Genomic DNA, 16,715 nt, shown 5'->3' with positions numbered 1-16,715 from the left:
TCAATCTCGCCCTTATACCGGCATCTGCATGATGTCTTGATAGGCCTGCACCAGCTTGTTGCGCACCTGGGTCAAGGCCTGGAACGACACAGTGGCTTTCTGCGAAGCGATCATCACGTCGGTGAGGTCAACGCCGCTTTTACCAATCTCGAAAGCGTTGGCCAGCTGCGAGGAAGCCTGCTGGGTGTCGCTGACCTTGTTGATGGCCTGCCCCAGCATGTCGGCAAAATTGCTCGAACCGAGCTCTGGCGCAGCCGCAGCCTTCGGCATCGACATGGCGTCCATTTGCATGGCCCGCATGTCCAACATCAATCGATTAAATTCAACACCTTGGCTCATGGACTTCTCTCTCCGACGGCCCGCATTTTTTTGACACTCACGCAGCGGATAGGCAGGACATAGCAACAAGAGTGCCAGCTCTGCCCGCGGCCCGAACAAAAACTCTAATTCAACACCCTGTCAGCTCGCGTAGAGGCTGGCCTCGACATCCATGCCGGCATCACGCATCTGCGCCAGCTTGTAACGCAGGGTGCGCGGGCTGATACCCAGGCGCTCGGCAGCCTCCTTGCGGCGGCCCCGCTCGGCGCGCAGGGTGTCGATGATCATCTGGAATTCGTGGCGGCGCATGTCATCGCCCAACCCGCCTGCGGCCTCGACCTCAGCCTCGACCGGCGCAGCCGTCATGACGGGCGCTGCGGCAAATACCGGCAAGGCACCGGCAAGACAGAAATCCGCCGCTTCGATCACCCCGCCCTGCTGCAGGATCAAGGCCCGCTGGATGGCGTTGTCCAGCTCGCGCACATTGCCCGGCCAGGCATAGCCCTGCAGGCAGGCCTGCGCCTCGGCCGACAGGCGCACCGGAGCGTGCTTCATTTTATTGACGTGGCGCGCCAGCAAACGTTCGGCCAGCGGCAGAATATCGGCGCTGCGCTCGCGCAGCGGCTTCCAGGCCAGCGGGAACACCGACAGGCGATAGAACAGGTCCTCACGAAAACGCCCCGCCGCCACTTCGCCCGCCAGGTCGCGGTTGGTGGTGGCGACCACGCGAATGTCCAGGGCAATCGGTTTGCGCCCACCGACCCGCTCCACTTCACGTTCCTGCAGCACCCGCAGCAGCTTGGCCTGCAGCCCCAGGGGCATCTCGGAAATCTCGTCGAGCAGCAAGGTGCCGCCATCGGCCTGCTCGAACTTGCCGGCCTGGGCGGCAATCGCGCCCGTGAACGAGCCTTTCTCATGACCGAACAGGGTCGCTTCGAGCATGTTGTCGGGGATGGCTGCGCAGTTAATGGCCACGAACGGCTGATTGGCCCGTGGCGACTGCTGGTGAATGTAGCGTGCCAGCACCTCTTTGCCGGTTCCGGACTCGCCCGAGATCAATACGGTCGACTCACTGCGCGCCACTCGCGCCGCCAGCTCCAGCAACTGCGCGCTGGCCGGCTCGCGCGCCACCGGCCCTTCGCTGTCAGCGGCACTGGCCACCCCCAGGGCGTGACGCGCCACCAGCTCAAGCAATGCCTTGGGTTCGAACGGCTTGACCAGGTAATCCGCCGCCCCCTGGCGCATGGCCTCGACCGCACGCTCGACGGCGGCATGAGCGGTCATCAACAGCACTGGCAAGTACGGCTGGCGAGCACGCAACAGGGCGAGCAACTGATGCCCGTCCATCCCCGGCATGTTGACATCACTGACCACCAGGCTGAACGCCTCGCTGGCGACCACCTCCAGCGCCTCCTCGGCCGAGCCCACAGCCTGGTGGGCAAAGCCGCCCAGCTCAAGCGTATCGGCCAATGCCTGACGCAGGGCGCGGTCGTCTTCGACCAGCAGCACCTTGATTGCTTTCATTACTCTGTCTCCGCCTGCTGCGCGCCGATCAGCGGCAGGCTGATCCGGGCACAGGTGCCGCGACCCGGTCGCGAACGTAATTGCAAACTGCCCTGATGGGCGCGCACCACCGCCTTGACCACCGCCAGGCCCAGCCCGGTACCGGTGGCCTTGGTGGTCAGGAACGGCTCGCCCAGGCGCGCCAGCAAGGCGCTGTCGATACCGCCACCGGCATCGCTGATGCACAGGTGCAGCACCTGCTCGCGCCGATACAGGTGAACCTTGAGCCGCGCAGGCTCGCCACTGGCCTGCACCGCGTTTTCGACCAGGTTGAGCAGGGCGCCGACCAGGGTGTCGCGATTACACAGCAACTCGCCCAGGTGGCTGTCGCACTGCCAGCGCACGGCATGCCCCTGGACATGGGTCTGAGCCGCCTGCTGCAACGCCTGGAACAGCGCCTTGGGTGTCAGCCGATCGGTCAGCGGCAACTCGCCGCGGGCAAACACCAGCATGTCACGCACCTGGTGCTCCAGTTCATGCAGGCGCTCCTTGAGGCTGCCGGCAAATCGCTGCTGGGTTTCAACCGGCAGGCTTTGCTCGGCCAGATGGCTGGCATAGAGCATGGCCGCCGACAACGGCGTGCGAATCTGATGAGCCAGGGAGGCAACCATGCGCCCCAGGGACGACAGGCGCTCGTGCCGGGACAGTTGGTCTTGCAGGCGACGGGTTTCGGTAAGGTCGTTGAGCAGCACCAGTTGCCCAGGCTCGGCATCCAGCGAGCGCGTGGCGATCGACAGGCGCCGGCCATCGCGCAGCGACACCTCATGACCGTCATCCTCGCGCGGGGCAAAACTGCGGGCAATCACCTGGCGCCACAGCTCGCCCACCAGCGGCTCGCCGAGCAGGTCACAGGCCGCTGGATTGGCCTCGCGCACACGGCCCAGGCCATCGATGACAATGACCCCGCCCGGCAACAGGTCGAGCAGGTTCTGCAAACGGTTGGCCAGGCGCTCCTTCTCGGCGAGCTCGGCCATGCGCTGGGCACTGACCACTGCCAGCTCACCCTTGAGTTCGGTGACCCGGGCTTCGAGCAGGTTATAGGACTCACTGAGCTGGGTGGACACCTGATCGAACAAGGCAAAGGCCTGCTCAAGACCGAGGCGGCTTTCCTGCTCGGCGGCGTTCGGCCCCTTCGGTTCAGGGACACAGGAGATGGTGGCGACCTGGGGCATCGTGCTCTCTCGCGTGACTGACCGTCATAAAACGGTATGGTGTCAGCGATATAGCAATAGCCGTGCCGGATAGTTTCAGAGTGGCTGCGAGCAACGCTGCAGGGCGCTGGCAAAGGCCGATAGGGCGGGCGTTACAGCCCTTTGAAAGATAGGGTTATTGGCCATGATGAGCGCGCTACGCAACTCATCATGGCGACACAGGCGTCAATCCTCCGCCTGTTCATCCCCGTCGCGACGGCTCATGCCGTACTTGCGCATCTTCTCCACCAAGGTCGTGCGGCGAATGCGCAGGCGCTCGGCGGCGCGGGCGACGATACCGTTGGCATCATCCAGCGCCTGCTGGATCAGACCCTGCTCAAGCCCACCGAGGTAGTCCTTGAGGTCCAGGCCCTCAGGCGGGAGCATGGCGTGGCTGGCGAAGTTCGGCGTATGGCCGTTGATGGCCACGCGCTCTTCCAGGTCCGAGCGCAGACTGTCGACCAGTTGCTCGTCTTCGTCGTCGACGTAGCGGAACTTCTTCGGTAGCTCCGACACACCGATGACCCCGTACGGATGCATGATCGCCATGCGCTCGACCAGGTTGGCCAGTTCACGGACGTTGCCCGGCCAGCCATGACGGCACAGCGACATGATCGCCGCCGAGTTGAAACGGATCGAGCCACGCTTCTCGTGCTCCATGCGCGAGATCAGCTCGTTCATCAGCAACGGAATGTCCTCGACGCGCTCGCGCAGCGGGGCCATCTCGATGGGGAAGACATTAAGGCGGTAATACAGGTCTTCGCGGAAGGTACCCACCTCGATCATGCTTTCGAGGTTCTTGTGGGTCGCGGCGATGATGCGCACGTCGATGCTCTGGGTCTTGTTGCTGCCCACGCGCTCGAAGGTGCGCTCCTGCAACACGCGCAACAGCTTGACCTGCATCGGCAACGGCATGTCGCCGATCTCGTCGAGGAACAGGGTACCGCCATTGGCCAGCTCGAAACGCCCGGCGCGGCTGGTGATCGCCCCGGTAAAGGCGCCCTTTTCGTGGCCGAACAGTTCGCTTTCAAGCAGCTCGGCCGGAATCGCGCCGCAGTTGACCGGCACGAACGGCGCTTCGCGGCGCTTGGAATGGTAGTGCAGATTGCGCGCGACCACTTCCTTGCCGGTCCCCGACTCGCCGAGGATCAGCACGCTGGCGTCGGTGTCCGCCACCTGCTGCATCATCTGCCGGACGTGCTGAATGGCCCGGCTGGTACCGACCAGGCTGCGGAACAGATTGGGTTCGCGCTGACGGCCGCGCTCGCGGGCCTGGTCGTACATCTCTCGATAGACCTGGGCACGGTGCAGCGAATCGAGCAACTTGCTGTAGCTCGGCGGCATTTCAAGGTTGGAGAGAACGCGACGGCGCAGGTCTTCCGGCAACTCGGCAGAAGAAATTTCGCCCAAAAGCAGAACCGGAAGGAACTCATCCCACCCAGCCACTGTCTTAAGCAAGCCCATCAGACTTGCCGGAGCATTCACGGCCCCGATCAGGACACAGAGCACTTCACGACTGGATGACAACGACTCGACAACCTGCTGCCAATCATGGCTCGAGCAGGGCAAATTTTCTTCGCCAAGAAAATTCAACACTACTGCCAGATCACGGCGGCGAGCGCTATCGTCATCGATCAGGAGAATTTTGGTTTCACGCCACATGCAATAACAACTTCCCTAGTCATCTCGGCGCCCTTGTAAGGGCAAGCTCGACATCATTCCGACTGAACGGTCAGTGTTCGGACGTCTGAAATTAGAAAACAGCCACTAGTTAAGTCAAAAAACCGTACATAGTCAAATTTATGGCGCACTGCTTTTTGTTTTGCCCAGTTTCAGCTGAACAAATGGTATACCTTTGCCGCGTTTTTGGCTTGTCGGATCTGCATCATCTCATCGACTATTGATTGACGCTCCCCGCTTGCAACCTCGATTAATTCCTTGTACACGCCCAGCAACTCTTCAAGCTTGCTGCGCAGCGTCAGCTCATCGACCGACGCCTCGGCCAGCACGTCATCGACACACAGACGGCAACTGACGTCGAGCTCGCTGATCGCCTCCCAGTCGCGACTGGCCAGGGCCCCGAGCAATGCCTCGCGGGTTTGTTCGATACGTTCGAGCACGACACTCATGGCAATCTCCTGTTCAGACGTCGGCGGGCTGCTCGCCGATAGCGTCCCAACCTTCCTTGACAGTAATCAACAACCGGGCCACCTCATTGAGGATCTCCGGGTCGTTCTGCACGTTCGCCTCGACCAGGCGCTTGCTCATGTACGAATACAGGTTGTCCAGGTCAGTCAGCGAGTCAGCATGGTTTTCCAGGTCCAGGCCTTCGCGCAGGCCGCCAACGATACCTATGGCCTTGCCGATCAGGATGCCGCGCTGGGCCACATCGTTGCGCGCCATGGCGCCCTTGGCCTGGGCAATTCGATCCAGACCACCCTGCATCAACATCTGTACCAGACGGTGCGGGCTGGCCACGGAGGTCTGGGCCACGCCGTTGACTTTCTGGTACTGCCGAAGGGCCAACATCGGATTCATGCTCTACCTCGTCACCGCAAAAAAGGTTTCATATACCGCTTGTATCGCCTGCGCGTCAAAAAACTTTAGCGCGTACGGCAAAAAGCCCGGAGTCCCCCTAGGGATACTGCCGGGCTTGTGTCACAGCGCTGAATCAGGAGTTTTTCTGCTGCGCCTCGATCGAGGCGAACATCGAGGCGATGTTCTTGCGCTGCGCCTCGAGCTTGCCGACCAGGGTATCCATGGCCACATAGCGCTTGGTCAGCGACTCGGTGAGCGAGGTGATACGACGGTCAAGCGCCAGTTGCTGATCGGACAGGTCCTTTTGCAGCTTGTCCAGGCCGGCCTTGCGCGAGTCGAGGATGCCGCCCGTCTGCAGGTACGGCTCGACAGCCTTGGTCATGTTCGCGAACACGCCATTGGTGCCGGTGAACAGCTCCTGCACGTCAGGGCCGAGCTTTTTATCCTTCATCGCCGCGTCGTACTTGGTGGAGTTGAACTCCAGGGTACCGTCCTTGGCCGTGTTGATACCCAGCTGACTGAGCGTGGTCAGGCGACCACTCCCCGACGGGGTAGACAGCTGCTTGCGCAGCTCGGACAGCAGCGAGCGAGTGGTCGGATCGCTGGTCAGCGGCCCGAGTACGGTTTTGCCGTCTGCATCCTTGGACACCGCGCTCAGCGCATTGGCGGCCTTGACCAGCGTATTGTAGGCATCGACAAAAGCCTTGACCGATGTCTTCAGGCCTTCGGTGTTTTCACCGACAGTAACCTTGATTGCCTTGTCCTTATCAAGCCCGGTGACCTGGAGCAGCTCCAGGCTGATGCCGCTGATTGCACCATCAACGGTATTGGTCTTGCTGGTAACCGGCAGACCATCGATGGTCAGCTTGGCGCTCTGGGCAACGCCGTCGATATAGCCGGCACCGTTACTCGCCATCGAGACAGTGCCGTCGATCTTCAGCTCGGCAATGCCATCGACCGAGATGTCGGTACCCTCACCGGTCTTGGTCGAACTGAACACCAGGCGCGAGCCGTCCTTGCCGTTGACGATGTTGGCACTGATGCCCTTCTCGGCCAACGAGGTGTTGATCGAGTCGCGCACCGTCTGCAAGGTCGCCCCTGGGCCAACCTTCACGGTATGGATCACACCATCCTGGGTGATGGTCAGGTCACCTTCAGGTATCGACGTGCTGGCACCGCCGGTAAAGTTCTGACTGGCCACCTTGGACGAGGTGGCGAGTTTTTCGACCAGGACCGAGTAGGTACCCGGTACTGCGGTATTGTTCGAGGTCGCCTTGACCGTGGCGTCGCTGCTGGAGGTCGCGGTATAGGCGTTGAAGGACGGAGCCTTCGGATCATTGAGTTTTTTCATCGCTTCCTGGTACACAGAAAGCGCACTCTTGAGCGACGCTACCCCGGAAAGCATGGCCGTGTTGTTGGCGGTCTGGCGCTTGATCTGATTCGCCTTGGGATTGGTTTCCGCCTTGACGAGCACATCAACGATCTTGTTGATGTCTACGCCGGAACCCAGACCGACACTCGGTAAAATTGTACTCGCCATAACTACTCCCTCATGGTTACGCGCCGCCCTAGCCTTGCCAGGCTAGCGAACTTGCCACTCAACTGCCAGGTCAGCTTCAGACCTTGGCGTTGAACAGCAGGCTGTTTACATCGCTCAGACTGTGAGCGATCTTCAACGCCTCTTCCGAAGGAAGTTGGCGGATCAGCTCTCCGGTCTCACTGGCGATGACTTTAACTACAATTCGGCCGGATTCTTCATCCGTGGAAAATTCAAGGTTACGTCGCGATGAAGCAAGGAACTTCTCGATATCCTTGACCGCGTTCTTCACCTTCTCAGCTTCGGACAAGCCTTTGTCGGCAGCATCCTTGGCCGGCGTGATGGCTTCAACACCCGCTACGGGCTTCGCCGCAGGGCGTTCGGTGGTCGCTTCGACCGGCTTCACCGTCGGGTACGACAGGTTCAGCTTGACGCTCATATCCATGTCACCACCTCTCAATGCAAAAGGCGGAGGAGCGCCGTAGTTGCACTCCTCCGCCGATAACCACTAGGAGATTAGCCCAGCAGCTTCAGTACCGCCGACGGCAGTTGGTTGGCCTGGGCCAGAACCGAAGTCGAAGCTTGTTGCAGAGTTTGCTGCTTGGTCATCTGAGCAGTTTCAGCGGCGAAGTCGGTATCTTGTACACGGCTACGAGCAGCTTCGGCGTTCTCGTTGATGTTTTGCAGGTTGTTGATGGTGCTGGTCATACGGTTTTGTACAGCACCCAGCGCAGCGCGGGAGTCACCGATGGTGCCGATAGCCTTGTCGATTGCAACCATGGCAGCCGAGAAGTTGGTTTCGGCAGTGGCGCTGTCGCTACCGGCGATGGTGATGGCGCTGGTGATACCCAGGTCGCTGGCCAGGAACTTACCGGTCAGGTCGATCTTGATCTGGTTTTCAGCACCAGTGTTGGAACCGACCTGGAAGGTCATGACGCTAGCCGAACCGTCCAGCAGGTTCTTGCCGTTCAGCTGGGTGGACTGGGCGATACGAGTCAGTTCCGCAGTCAGCTGCTTGAACTCGCCGTCCAGCGAGGTACGGTTAGTCGAGTCGTTCGAGTCGTTTCGCGACTGTTGAGCCAGTTCACGCATACGCTGCAGGATGTTGACCTGCTCTTGCATCGCGCCTTCAGCGGTCTGGGCGATCGAGATACCGTCGTTGGCGTTTTTGATTGCCATGGTCTGACCGCGGATCTGCGAGGTCATACGGGTAGAGATCTGCAGGCCAGCGGCGTCGTCTTTGGCGCTGTTGATTTTCAGGCCGGAGGACAGACGGCTCATCGAGGTGCTCAGAGCGTCGGAAGCGCGGTTCAGGTTCTTCTGAACGCCCAGAGAGGTAGTGTTAGTGTTAACGGTTAATGCCATGACGAATTCCTCGTGTTTGGGATACTGCGGCTTCCGGCCCTGGCATCCGCCGGGTGTGGCCTAGAGAACCTTCGTAATAGTTATCGTCGTCTGGCGCGGTTGCTTTAGGGCTTTTTAGAAATTTTTTAATGGCACCCTGCCACCCCAATGAAATCAAGGGTTTGACGCCAGAAAAATCGCTTACTGGCCAACACCTGGGTTGAAAAAAGGGTTCTTCACGGCATTTCGGGGACTATGATTTTGGGGATGGGATGGGATGTTGAGGTTGCGGGCTTATCCATTTTGGATGGCGCTGCTGCCGGCCCCTTCCAGAATGGATAAGTCCACAGCCTGAACAACCCAACCCAAGGATCATGGTCCCCAGGATTCCGTAAAGCCCCCCCAAAAAAAAAGCGCCACCGGTGAAACCGGCAGCGCTTTTTTTACCGCAAGGCTCTATATCAACCCTTGCGCTCGATGATCGCCGAACCCCATGACAGGCCAACGCCAAAACCACTCAGGGCAACACGCTGGTGCTGCGAACCCAGCACATGCTTCTCCAGCAGCAGCGGAATGCTCGACGACACGGTATTACCGGTTTCGACCATGTCCTTGACGAATTTGTCCGGGTCATCCTCGAACCGACGCGCCACCGCATCGACAATTGCCGCACTGCCCTGGTGAATGCAGAACAGGTCGATATCCGCCGGTGCCAACTGGCTTTCGCCCAGCAACTCATGCAGGTGCGCCGGCACCTTGAGCAAGGCGAAGTTGAACACCTGGCGGCCATTCATGAAGAACACCCCATCGCTGACCTTCAGATGCGCAGCACCACCACCATCGGTACCGAACTTGGCCTTGCCCAGCTGCCAAGGGGCGCCCTCGCCCATCCAGGTCACGGTCGCCGCATCACCAAAGAGCATGGTGGTGTTGCGATCTTCCGGATCGACGATCTTGGAGTACGGATCAGCAGTGATCAGCAGGCCGTTTTTCAGCCCTGCCGCTTCCATGAAGCCTTTCATGGCGTAGAGGCCATAGACATAACCCGAGCAGCCCAGGGAAATATCGAAGGCAGCGACAGGGGTCGGCAGGCCGAGCTTGTCCTGAACGATGGCAGCGGTGTGCGGCAACCCTTCTTCGTCGCCATTCTGGGTAACGACGATCAAGGCATCGATGGACTCAGGCGCCAGGCTCGGATTGGCAGCGAACAGGGCCTTGACCGCCTCCACACACAGGTCGGAGGTTTCCTGGCCTGCTTCTTTGCGCGGCAGAAAGGTCGAACCGATCTTGCCGAGAATGAACTCTTGGTCCTTGGCGAACTTCGCACCCTGGGCGTAGTTGTCCACACCCTCGACAGGTACGTAACTCGCAATGCTTTTGATGCCAATCATTGTGGCTTCCCGATAGATATGCGGATTTTCACGGGCACTGGAACCGGATAACCCGGGGTGTTGCGAGCCTGCGCAGCCCCCGCTCGCCAGTACCGCCCGACGACTCAATAGATTAAAGATGCCCGTTTCGACTGCCAAGTCACTGTTGCGCAATCATTACTCAATACAAAGCGACGGCCAACCGGAAAAACCAGGCCAAACAGCACGAAAAGGAAAGGTGTCGCGCAGAAGTCCAAGGCGTATGTGCAACATTGTCAGCCGGCATCTGCGCGGGGCATTGCACCCCGACTGCCTGCTGCTGCGAGCAGCAATGAAAAAGCCGGGTCTAAGACCCGGCTCCTGTACACGGCGTTCAGGCCAGTTCGGCCAACCACTCCAGCTCAGCCGGCTTGCCGACCGTTGGCGAACGCGAGATATCGACCGCGTTGCGCACATCGACCACTACCCGAGTGCTGAACGCGGCGGGCCAGCGTGCACTCAGCGCCTGTGCATCCAGGGTCGGCACACCCGCATTGAGCATTTGCGCTTGCGGTGTCCACAGGACCAGCTGACCGGCCTGGCCGACCTTCAGGCACAGATCGACATCGGCCCCTTCAATGTCATCCAGGCCAGCGCACTGCTCAAGCAACGCCTTGCCGATCATCAGGCAATCATCGGATACCGCCTGGCAACTGCGCACCGCCGCCAGCCCCAGCGCCGCCACAGCAGCCTGGCGCGCCACGCCTTGCCAGGCCCCACGCACCTGCTGGCTGGCCAACAGCTCATAGCCGCCATGGCTGATCAAGCCCTCGGCGTCATGCATCTGGCAACCCACGACCCCCACTTCAGGGCGCTGCGCCTGGTTGAGCAAAGCTTCGATCCAGGCCGGCGTGACCACCTGGCAGCGGCTGGACATCAGCACCAGGTACTCGCCCTGGGCCTGCTTGGCCGCCATCTTGACCATTTGCGCACGGGTGCCGGCGAACTCACTGGCCATCAACTTCACCCGGCCACCCAGCCCCTGGAGGTTGCCAAGGCTTGCCGCCGTCGCCTCAGCACTGGCCGCATCGGTCATGACGATCACTTCGTAGCGCGCATAGCGGGTCCGCTGGACGATGCTCGCCAAGCTGCGCTTGAGCTGCTCAAGGTCCGAGTCGATCGACAGCAGAATGCTGACCTGAGGGGTGGTCGGGTGACGGAAATCGATCTGCAAGGCGCCATCTCGCCCCTCACTGACCTGCCCCCGGTAACCGAGTACGCTCAAGTGACGCTTGAGCGTTGCCTGCGCGTCGGCCTGCATCGCCTCGCCCGCCTGCTGGCCGATGACCAGGTACTCATCCAGATGGGCCAGGCCTGCAACGCCATTGCGCTCAATCAGGCGCAGCAGGACATCGAACTCCAGCGCCGCCTGGCAGGTTTCGCTGTAGCCACCCAGCTCGACAAGGCTTTGCCGACGCACCAGCCAGTGGCGAGACATCAAGTCCGGACGCGCGCGCAACAGGTCCAGGTTGGCCCCCGGACGCACCACACTGAGCAAGCGGCCCTGCTCATCACGCTGGACTTCATTGGCACAGATGGCCTGGCAGGCTTGCGCCGCAGACAACTCCACCTGCAGACGCAACAGCCCGCCTGGTGCCAGCACATCACCCGCTTGCAGTTGCAGCAGCCAGGCACTGGACAACTGCTCCACCACCTGATTGAGGTGAGCGACCAGATTGCTGGCAGTGACGCGGATGAAATGCAGCGTATCCTTGGCAGTGGTAATGGCGGGCAACGCACCGGCCTTGAACACCACTATCTTGAAATCACGCAAACCGCTGGCCAGCAAGCTGTCGAAGGTGGCTTGCAGGGCCGCGTCGTTGTTCTCCAGATCCACCACCAGGAAGGCGATCTGTGGCGACTGGATCGAGCCCAGGTGGGCCTGAATACGCTGACGAGCGTCGCTGTCCGGGGTTGCAGCAGCAATGGCCGCGAGCACTTGCCCCGAAGGTGATGCCGCCAGTCGTGCTTGCAGATCGGTCGCCGGCAACTGATCGAGCTGCGCCACCCAGTGGTGCAGATGGGGGACGAAATCCTGCTCTTCATCACTGCCCAATGCACCGAGCAGGTTGTGGCAGACGCCCGGATTGAAAACGCCCAACTCAAAGGCCTGCCAATAACGCGCCTTGAGACTTTCGGCGCTGTCATTCGGATGCCGGACCATCAGCGCCTGCTGCTGGACCCAGACCCCCTCCAGCGCCTCAGTGTGAACCTTGCCAGCCGGCCAGGCGTGGAGGAAAAACTCCAGCTGACGCAACTGCTCGAACAGCGGCGCGGTGTAGTACGGCATCTCGACATACTGCACAGGTTCGAATACGCACTGCGGCGCAGCCACTATGCTGATCCAGCGCGAGGTGACCACGCGCGGCGCCTCGAGCCCCGCCCAGGTGCTGGCGACGAATGCCGTCAGCGCCTCAAAGCCCTTGGCGTCGGCACACACCGCGCCCTGCTGGGCATCCCACTGACGAATCTGACGCACGGCCAGGGCCTGCCGCTCTTCGCGTGCAAGCTGCGAAAGCGCAGAGGGACTGTACTCGGCGACCAGGGTGGTTTGCTCGACGACCGTGGCCACACCCTGGGCCAGCAGGCCAAAGGATACCGCCACACACCAGGCTTCGAAGCCCAGGTCGACCGGCACACTGCGCAGCAACGCTTTCAGGACCTCGACCCTGACGACCGAGCGCCAGGCCTGCAGCCCGTTGTCACCGTACAGGGCAATACGCTCGCATGCGTCGCCGACCACCGCCGCCGGCGCAATCGCGCCACCCAGCTTATGGTAGGCAACTTCACTGTTACCAGGCCGGTAACCCAGCGCATAGCCGTGGGCCATCAGGCAGTGCGGGGCATCACGCAGAGACTGCACCAGCGATGCAGTGGCAGCGGCCAGGAGAAAGTCGCTGTCTGGCGTCAATACCACGAACGGTGTGCTCAAGCGCTCCAGGGTATCGAGCAGTTGCGCCTGCCAGCCCTCGGCATCGGCGCCTTGCACCGCAACCTCGAACAGCGCATGGCCCGGGAAGTTCTGCCGGTAGTAGTAGCCGGCGCGCTCACGGTAACTGGCGTCGCCTTGGCCCAGCAGTACGATACTGAGGTCTTGCGCCCCGGCAGTCGAATCGATCATTTTTTCGCCCATAGCGCACCCAATACTCTCGTTGTTCTGGTTCGGGCCGGCACAATTGCCGGCCGCATTCATCAATCGGCCAACCAGGCGTTGGCCCAATGCTGCAGGTTGTCCTGGGTCAACACGTAGTCGCGCAACACGACCTCGCGCAGTTCATCCCCCATGCGGTAGCTGGCCTGCGGATCGGCCAGGTGCATGCGTATCGCCTCCAGCCACGCCTGCGGCGAATTACCCAACACCCGGGTGCAAGGCAGGTAGCCCTGGTACGCCTTGGTATCGGCACATACCACCGGAAAACCGCAGGCGCCATATTCAAGCAGGCGCAAGTTGCTCTTGCAGTCGTTGAACAGGTTCGACTCCAGCGGCGCCACTGCCAGGTCCAGGTTGAGGCCGGCAAGTTTTTGCGGGTAATAGGCCAGCGCGATACCGCTATGAAACTCTTTGATATAGGGCCGCAGCAGGTCCGGACACATGCCGAAGAACACCCAGTCCACCTCGTCGGCCAGCGCCTTGACCACGTCGGCGATCAGTTCCAGGTCGCCGCGGTGACTGGTGCCGCCGGCCCAGCCCACGCGCGGCTTGATCGAGGTCTGCCGGCGGCTTTTCAGTCCGCTCCACAGGTGCGAGGCGAGCATGTTCGGCACCACGCGAATATCGTGGTGCATGCTCGACAAGGCATCGGCCAGCGGCGCGGTCGACACCACTACCCGATCGCACATGGCAATCCCGCGGCTGACCATTTCACGCATGTTGCCCGGCATGTGGCGGGCGTGCGCGTTCTTCTTCGGCACATCAATGATGTAATCGTCGATCTCGTAGATGCGCCGCGCATTGGAGAAGCGCTTGATTCGCTCAAAATCCTCAAGTGAGCGCGGCATGTAGCGACACTGCAGAATCATAACGTCGGGTTGATGACGACCCAGCGCAATCGTGTTTGGCGTTCCGTAGTCCATCTGCCCCTGGATCCAGCCAGCATTCTCCAGCTCGGTAAAGGGCTGCGCGACGCGGTAATGGCCAACGGCAGTGTTGTTGATCGGCAGTGCCATCACATATGGCAGGATGCGTTTGCTGAACGGATCCCAACCGCTGCGTAACCCGGGGTCGAGGTTGTAGCTGGACATTCTCAGGCTGAGGTTGCGGTTGTAGGCACTGTCATTGGCCACATTCGGCAACCAGCGCTCATAGAAGGCGTCCTGGTCATGGTCCTTGCGCACCGGGCTCGACAGCCCAGACACAGGCAGCCGGGCGATCAGTGCATACGGGGTCCAGACCACCAGATAGCCATGGTTGCGAACCCGCAGGCACAAGTCGGCGTCGAACAGCGTGGACTCGAACGCCGCGGCATCCAGCCCCCCAAGCTCAGCGAAGATTTCCCGACGCACCAGCAGGCAGTCGGCACTCACCGCACTCAGGTTCTGCACGGCAATCAGCCGATTCATGTAGCCACTGGCATCGGACGACTGACCAACGAATGGCGTGCTGGCCGCCCCATACAAACCGAGCACCAGCCCGGCATTCGCTACAAAGCCTGCCGTGCTGACCTGCTTGGGCCCCACCACCCCCACTTCCGGGCGCTGGGCCTGGGCAAGCATTTCATTCAGCCAATACTTGTCGAAGAACACGCTGCCGACATCGGTCAGCAGCAGATAACTGCCCTGGGCGTACTCACTGGCTTGGTTGAACATCTGCGGGCCATCTTTGGCGACCACCGGCACGATCCGCAACTGATCGCTACCAAGGTGACGCATGGCCTCGAGCCATCCCTGGACATCCGCAGGCTCATCGCCAGTGACCGCCAGTAACACTTCATAGTGCGCGTAGGCGGTATGTTCGAATATCGATTCGACACAGCGTATCAGGGCACGCAAATCCTGCCCGGCAGCGATGAGGACTGACACCAGGGGGGTCTGCTCATGCAGATACTGAACCCGGGCAAGCATCGAGCCCTCGGCACTGATCACCTCGGCAGCCACCCCCAGGCGCTGCAGATGCGCCTTGAGGACCTTGGGTGCCTGGTCTATGCAGCCTGGATCGACCTGCCACTGGGCATAACCGTCACGGCATTGCACCAGCAGCTCGGCGACATGCTCGACAACGTGCAAGCCATGGGCTTCGACCAGCCGCCAGAGCATGTCTTGAGGTGCCAAACCTTCGAATTCAGTGGCAAACCCGCCCACTTCAAGCAAGCGGTTTCGCTCGAAAGCCAGCATGCGCCCGACATAGGGGAAGGTGCGCATCAGGTCGAGGTTGAAGTCCGGCTTGAAAATGGGCTGGCCAGCCTGCAGGCCATCGTCGGTACCTTCATCGGTGTACAGGCAATAGCGGTCAGCATGCAGGGCCATGCGCTCGGCCATGATCACCAGGGCATGCGGATGCAGGCGATCACCCGCTTGCAGCAGGAAGATCCAGTCAACGCCATTGGCCTGCGCGAGGCGCTGGTTGAGTTGCTCGAAAGGGTTGCCGCGCAAGGCAATATGCTCAACCCCGGGTTGCGCCAGGCCAGTACCGAAAACCCAGACCTGGCTGGCGGCATAAGACTGCTCGCCGACGCTGGCCAAGGTCGCTTTCAGCGCCGATGCATTATCCTGGGGATCGAAGACCACCACGGCGATGCGCGGCTGCAGTGGCCATTGCTCGATACGCTTGGGCAGCAAACGGGTCTGTGCCGGCGACAGCGTGCGGCAACTCAGCCACTCGCTATAGAGCTCGGCAAAGCTCGTACTGTACGTACCCACCTGCTGCTGGAACCCGGCAATCTGCCCGGCATAGAACCGCGTCAGCTCGAACTCTTCCCAGTCCTGTTCTTCACCAGCCTGATATTCCTCGATCGGCTTGAAGCGCAACCAGCCGGCCGCTGGCGCCGGTTCGCTGGTGCGCGAGAGCAGCATCTGCGAAAGCCATTCGGTTTCACTCTTGAACGCCAGGGTCATGCTCGCATGGTTGCTCAAACGCCCTGGATGCATCCGCTCCATGCTGAGTAACGAGACCAGATACCCCAGGTGACCGCGGCGCAACAGGCAGATGAACAGGGCGAAATCCAGGCGCGCCTGGAAACCACCCTCCTCGACCAGCATTGGCAAGAGCTCTTGCACCTGATCACGACGCATCAGGGCATGACTGATACCCCCGAACAGGTTCGACACGTTGGCCTCGATGGCCTCAAGCAAGTCCCCACCCTTGATCACCGCGCTGCACTGCGATAGCAGACAGTTGGCCGGACGCGGCGGCAGCAGCGTTTCATCAGCGGCGCAGATCAGCCGATGGTTGACCACCAGGCTGACTTGCGGGCAATCGATCAGCGTCTGTGCCTGCTGGCTGATACAGCCGTCGACCAGCCAGTCGTCATCGCAAAGGAACTTGATGAAGGCCCCGCGCGCCTGCGCCAGGCCGCTCAGCAAGTTACGGGCAAACCCCAGGGTGCGCGGGTTGCGTACATAGCGCAGCTCACAGCTCGCCTGCCCGGCCCACTCATCGAAAATGGCCTTGACCTCGTCGCCCGGACTGTCATCACAGACAATCACCTCAAGATTGGAGTAACGCTGGGAGATGGCACTGATCAGGGTGCGGGTCAGGAATTCGGGGTTGAAGGCGGGAATGACGATACTGACGAGAGGCAGTTGGTTCATGAGGACAGACCTGGAGAAGGCCCCGGGTGACGGCTGGCGTCACCCGGGTGAATACAACGCGAAAGGATC

12 protein-coding genes are annotated in these 16,715 nt (G+C 61.1%); all 12 read right to left on the bottom strand.

Annotation, left to right across the window (positions count from 1 at the left end; genetic code table 11):
- Nucleotides 1–12: 12 nt before the first annotated feature.
- The 12 genes from fliE to PspR32_RS07490 all read right to left on the bottom strand — a co-directional run bounded on the left by fliE (nucleotide 13) and on the right by PspR32_RS07490 (nucleotide 16,646).
- Nucleotides 13–339, bottom strand: a complete 327-nt coding sequence (gene fliE, locus PspR32_RS07545) for a flagellar hook-basal body complex protein FliE (protein ID WP_100783115.1) — start codon at nucleotides 337–339, stop codon at nucleotides 13–15.
- Nucleotides 340–459: 120 nt separating this feature from the next.
- Nucleotides 460–1,842, bottom strand: a complete 1,383-nt coding sequence (locus tag PspR32_RS07540; RefSeq protein ID WP_159388274.1) for a sigma-54-dependent transcriptional regulator — start codon at nucleotides 1,840–1,842, stop codon at nucleotides 460–462.
- Entirely contained in the window at nucleotides 1,842–3,053 is a 1,212-nt protein-coding gene (locus tag PspR32_RS07535) for a sensor histidine kinase (RefSeq protein WP_010224991.1), read from the bottom strand. The genes PspR32_RS07540 and PspR32_RS07535 overlap by 1 nt, the downstream gene beginning before the upstream one ends.
- 204 nt (nucleotides 3,054–3,257) lie before the next feature.
- Nucleotides 3,258–4,733, bottom strand: coding sequence for a transcriptional regulator FleQ (gene fleQ, locus PspR32_RS07530; RefSeq protein WP_010224990.1), 1,476 nt, complete (start codon nucleotides 4,731–4,733; stop codon nucleotides 3,258–3,260).
- A gap of 170 nt (nucleotides 4,734–4,903) precedes the next feature.
- Entirely contained in the window at nucleotides 4,904–5,200 is a 297-nt protein-coding gene (locus PspR32_RS07525; protein ID WP_010224989.1) for a flagellar assembly protein FliT, read from the bottom strand.
- 13 nt (nucleotides 5,201–5,213) lie between these two features.
- A complete protein-coding gene (fliS, locus tag PspR32_RS07520; protein ID WP_010224988.1) occupies nucleotides 5,214–5,609 on the bottom strand; it encodes a flagellar export chaperone FliS in 396 nt (131 codons plus the stop codon).
- Between the two features lie 133 nt (nucleotides 5,610–5,742).
- Complete coding sequence (fliD, locus tag PspR32_RS07515; protein WP_010224987.1) at nucleotides 5,743–7,149, bottom strand: flagellar filament capping protein FliD; 1,407 nt, start codon at nucleotides 7,147–7,149, stop codon at nucleotides 5,743–5,745.
- Between the two features lie 76 nt (nucleotides 7,150–7,225).
- Nucleotides 7,226–7,591 (bottom strand): flagellar protein FlaG, encoded by a 366-nt coding sequence (locus PspR32_RS07510; RefSeq protein WP_026001413.1) that lies wholly within the window; start codon nucleotides 7,589–7,591, stop codon nucleotides 7,226–7,228.
- 71 nt (nucleotides 7,592–7,662) lie between these two features.
- Entirely contained in the window at nucleotides 7,663–8,511 is an 849-nt protein-coding gene (locus PspR32_RS07505; protein ID WP_010224985.1) for a flagellin domain-containing protein, read from the bottom strand.
- 440 nt (nucleotides 8,512–8,951) lie between these two features.
- On the bottom strand, nucleotides 8,952–9,881 hold the full coding sequence (locus PspR32_RS07500) for a ketoacyl-ACP synthase III (RefSeq protein ID WP_159388273.1): 930 nt from the start codon (nucleotides 9,879–9,881) through the stop codon (nucleotides 8,952–8,954).
- 352 nt (nucleotides 9,882–10,233) lie between these two features.
- The gene (locus PspR32_RS07495) at nucleotides 10,234–13,020 is read right to left on the bottom strand and encodes a glycosyltransferase (RefSeq protein WP_159388272.1); all 2,787 of its coding nucleotides are present in this window, start codon (nucleotides 13,018–13,020) and stop codon (nucleotides 10,234–10,236) included.
- A gap of 71 nt (nucleotides 13,021–13,091) precedes the next feature.
- A complete protein-coding gene (locus PspR32_RS07490; protein WP_010224982.1) occupies nucleotides 13,092–16,646 on the bottom strand; it encodes a glycosyltransferase in 3,555 nt (1,184 codons plus the stop codon).
- Nucleotides 16,647–16,715 lie beyond the last annotated feature (69 nt).

The organism is Pseudomonas sp. R32 (genome assembly GCF_009866705.1).
Taxonomy (GTDB): domain Bacteria; phylum Pseudomonadota; class Gammaproteobacteria; order Pseudomonadales; family Pseudomonadaceae; genus Aquipseudomonas; species Aquipseudomonas donghuensis.
This window is presented reverse-complemented; position numbering and strand designations above follow the sequence as displayed.

Bases quoted from the DNA above. Each gene is read 5' to 3' on its own strand.
- fliE (WP_100783115.1), bottom strand. From the start codon at position 339: ATGAGCCAAGGTGTTGAATTTAATCGATTGATGTTGGACATGCGGGCC.
- PspR32_RS07540 (WP_159388274.1), bottom strand. From the start codon at position 1,842: ATGAAAGCAATCAAGGTGCTGCTGGTCGAAGACGACCGCGCCCTGCGT.
- PspR32_RS07535 (WP_010224991.1), bottom strand. From the start codon at position 3,053: ATGCCCCAGGTCGCCACCATCTCCTGTGTCCCTGAACCGAAGGGGCCG.
- fleQ (WP_010224990.1), bottom strand. From the start codon at position 4,733: ATGTGGCGTGAAACCAAAATTCTCCTGATCGATGACGATAGCGCTCGC.
- PspR32_RS07525 (WP_010224989.1), bottom strand. From the start codon at position 5,200: ATGAGTGTCGTGCTCGAACGTATCGAACAAACCCGCGAGGCATTGCTC.
- fliS (WP_010224988.1), bottom strand. From the start codon at position 5,609: ATGAATCCGATGTTGGCCCTTCGGCAGTACCAGAAAGTCAACGGCGTG.
- fliD (WP_010224987.1), bottom strand. From the start codon at position 7,149: ATGGCGAGTACAATTTTACCGAGTGTCGGTCTGGGTTCCGGCGTAGAC.
- PspR32_RS07510 (WP_026001413.1), bottom strand. From the start codon at position 7,591: ATGGATATGAGCGTCAAGCTGAACCTGTCGTACCCGACGGTGAAGCCG.
- PspR32_RS07505 (WP_010224985.1), bottom strand. From the start codon at position 8,511: ATGGCATTAACCGTTAACACTAACACTACCTCTCTGGGCGTTCAGAAG.
- PspR32_RS07500 (WP_159388273.1), bottom strand. From the start codon at position 9,881: ATGATTGGCATCAAAAGCATTGCGAGTTACGTACCTGTCGAGGGTGTG.
- PspR32_RS07495 (WP_159388272.1), bottom strand. From the start codon at position 13,020: ATGATCGATTCGACTGCCGGGGCGCAAGACCTCAGTATCGTACTGCTG.
- PspR32_RS07490 (WP_010224982.1), bottom strand. From the start codon at position 16,646: ATGAACCAACTGCCTCTCGTCAGTATCGTCATTCCCGCCTTCAACCCC.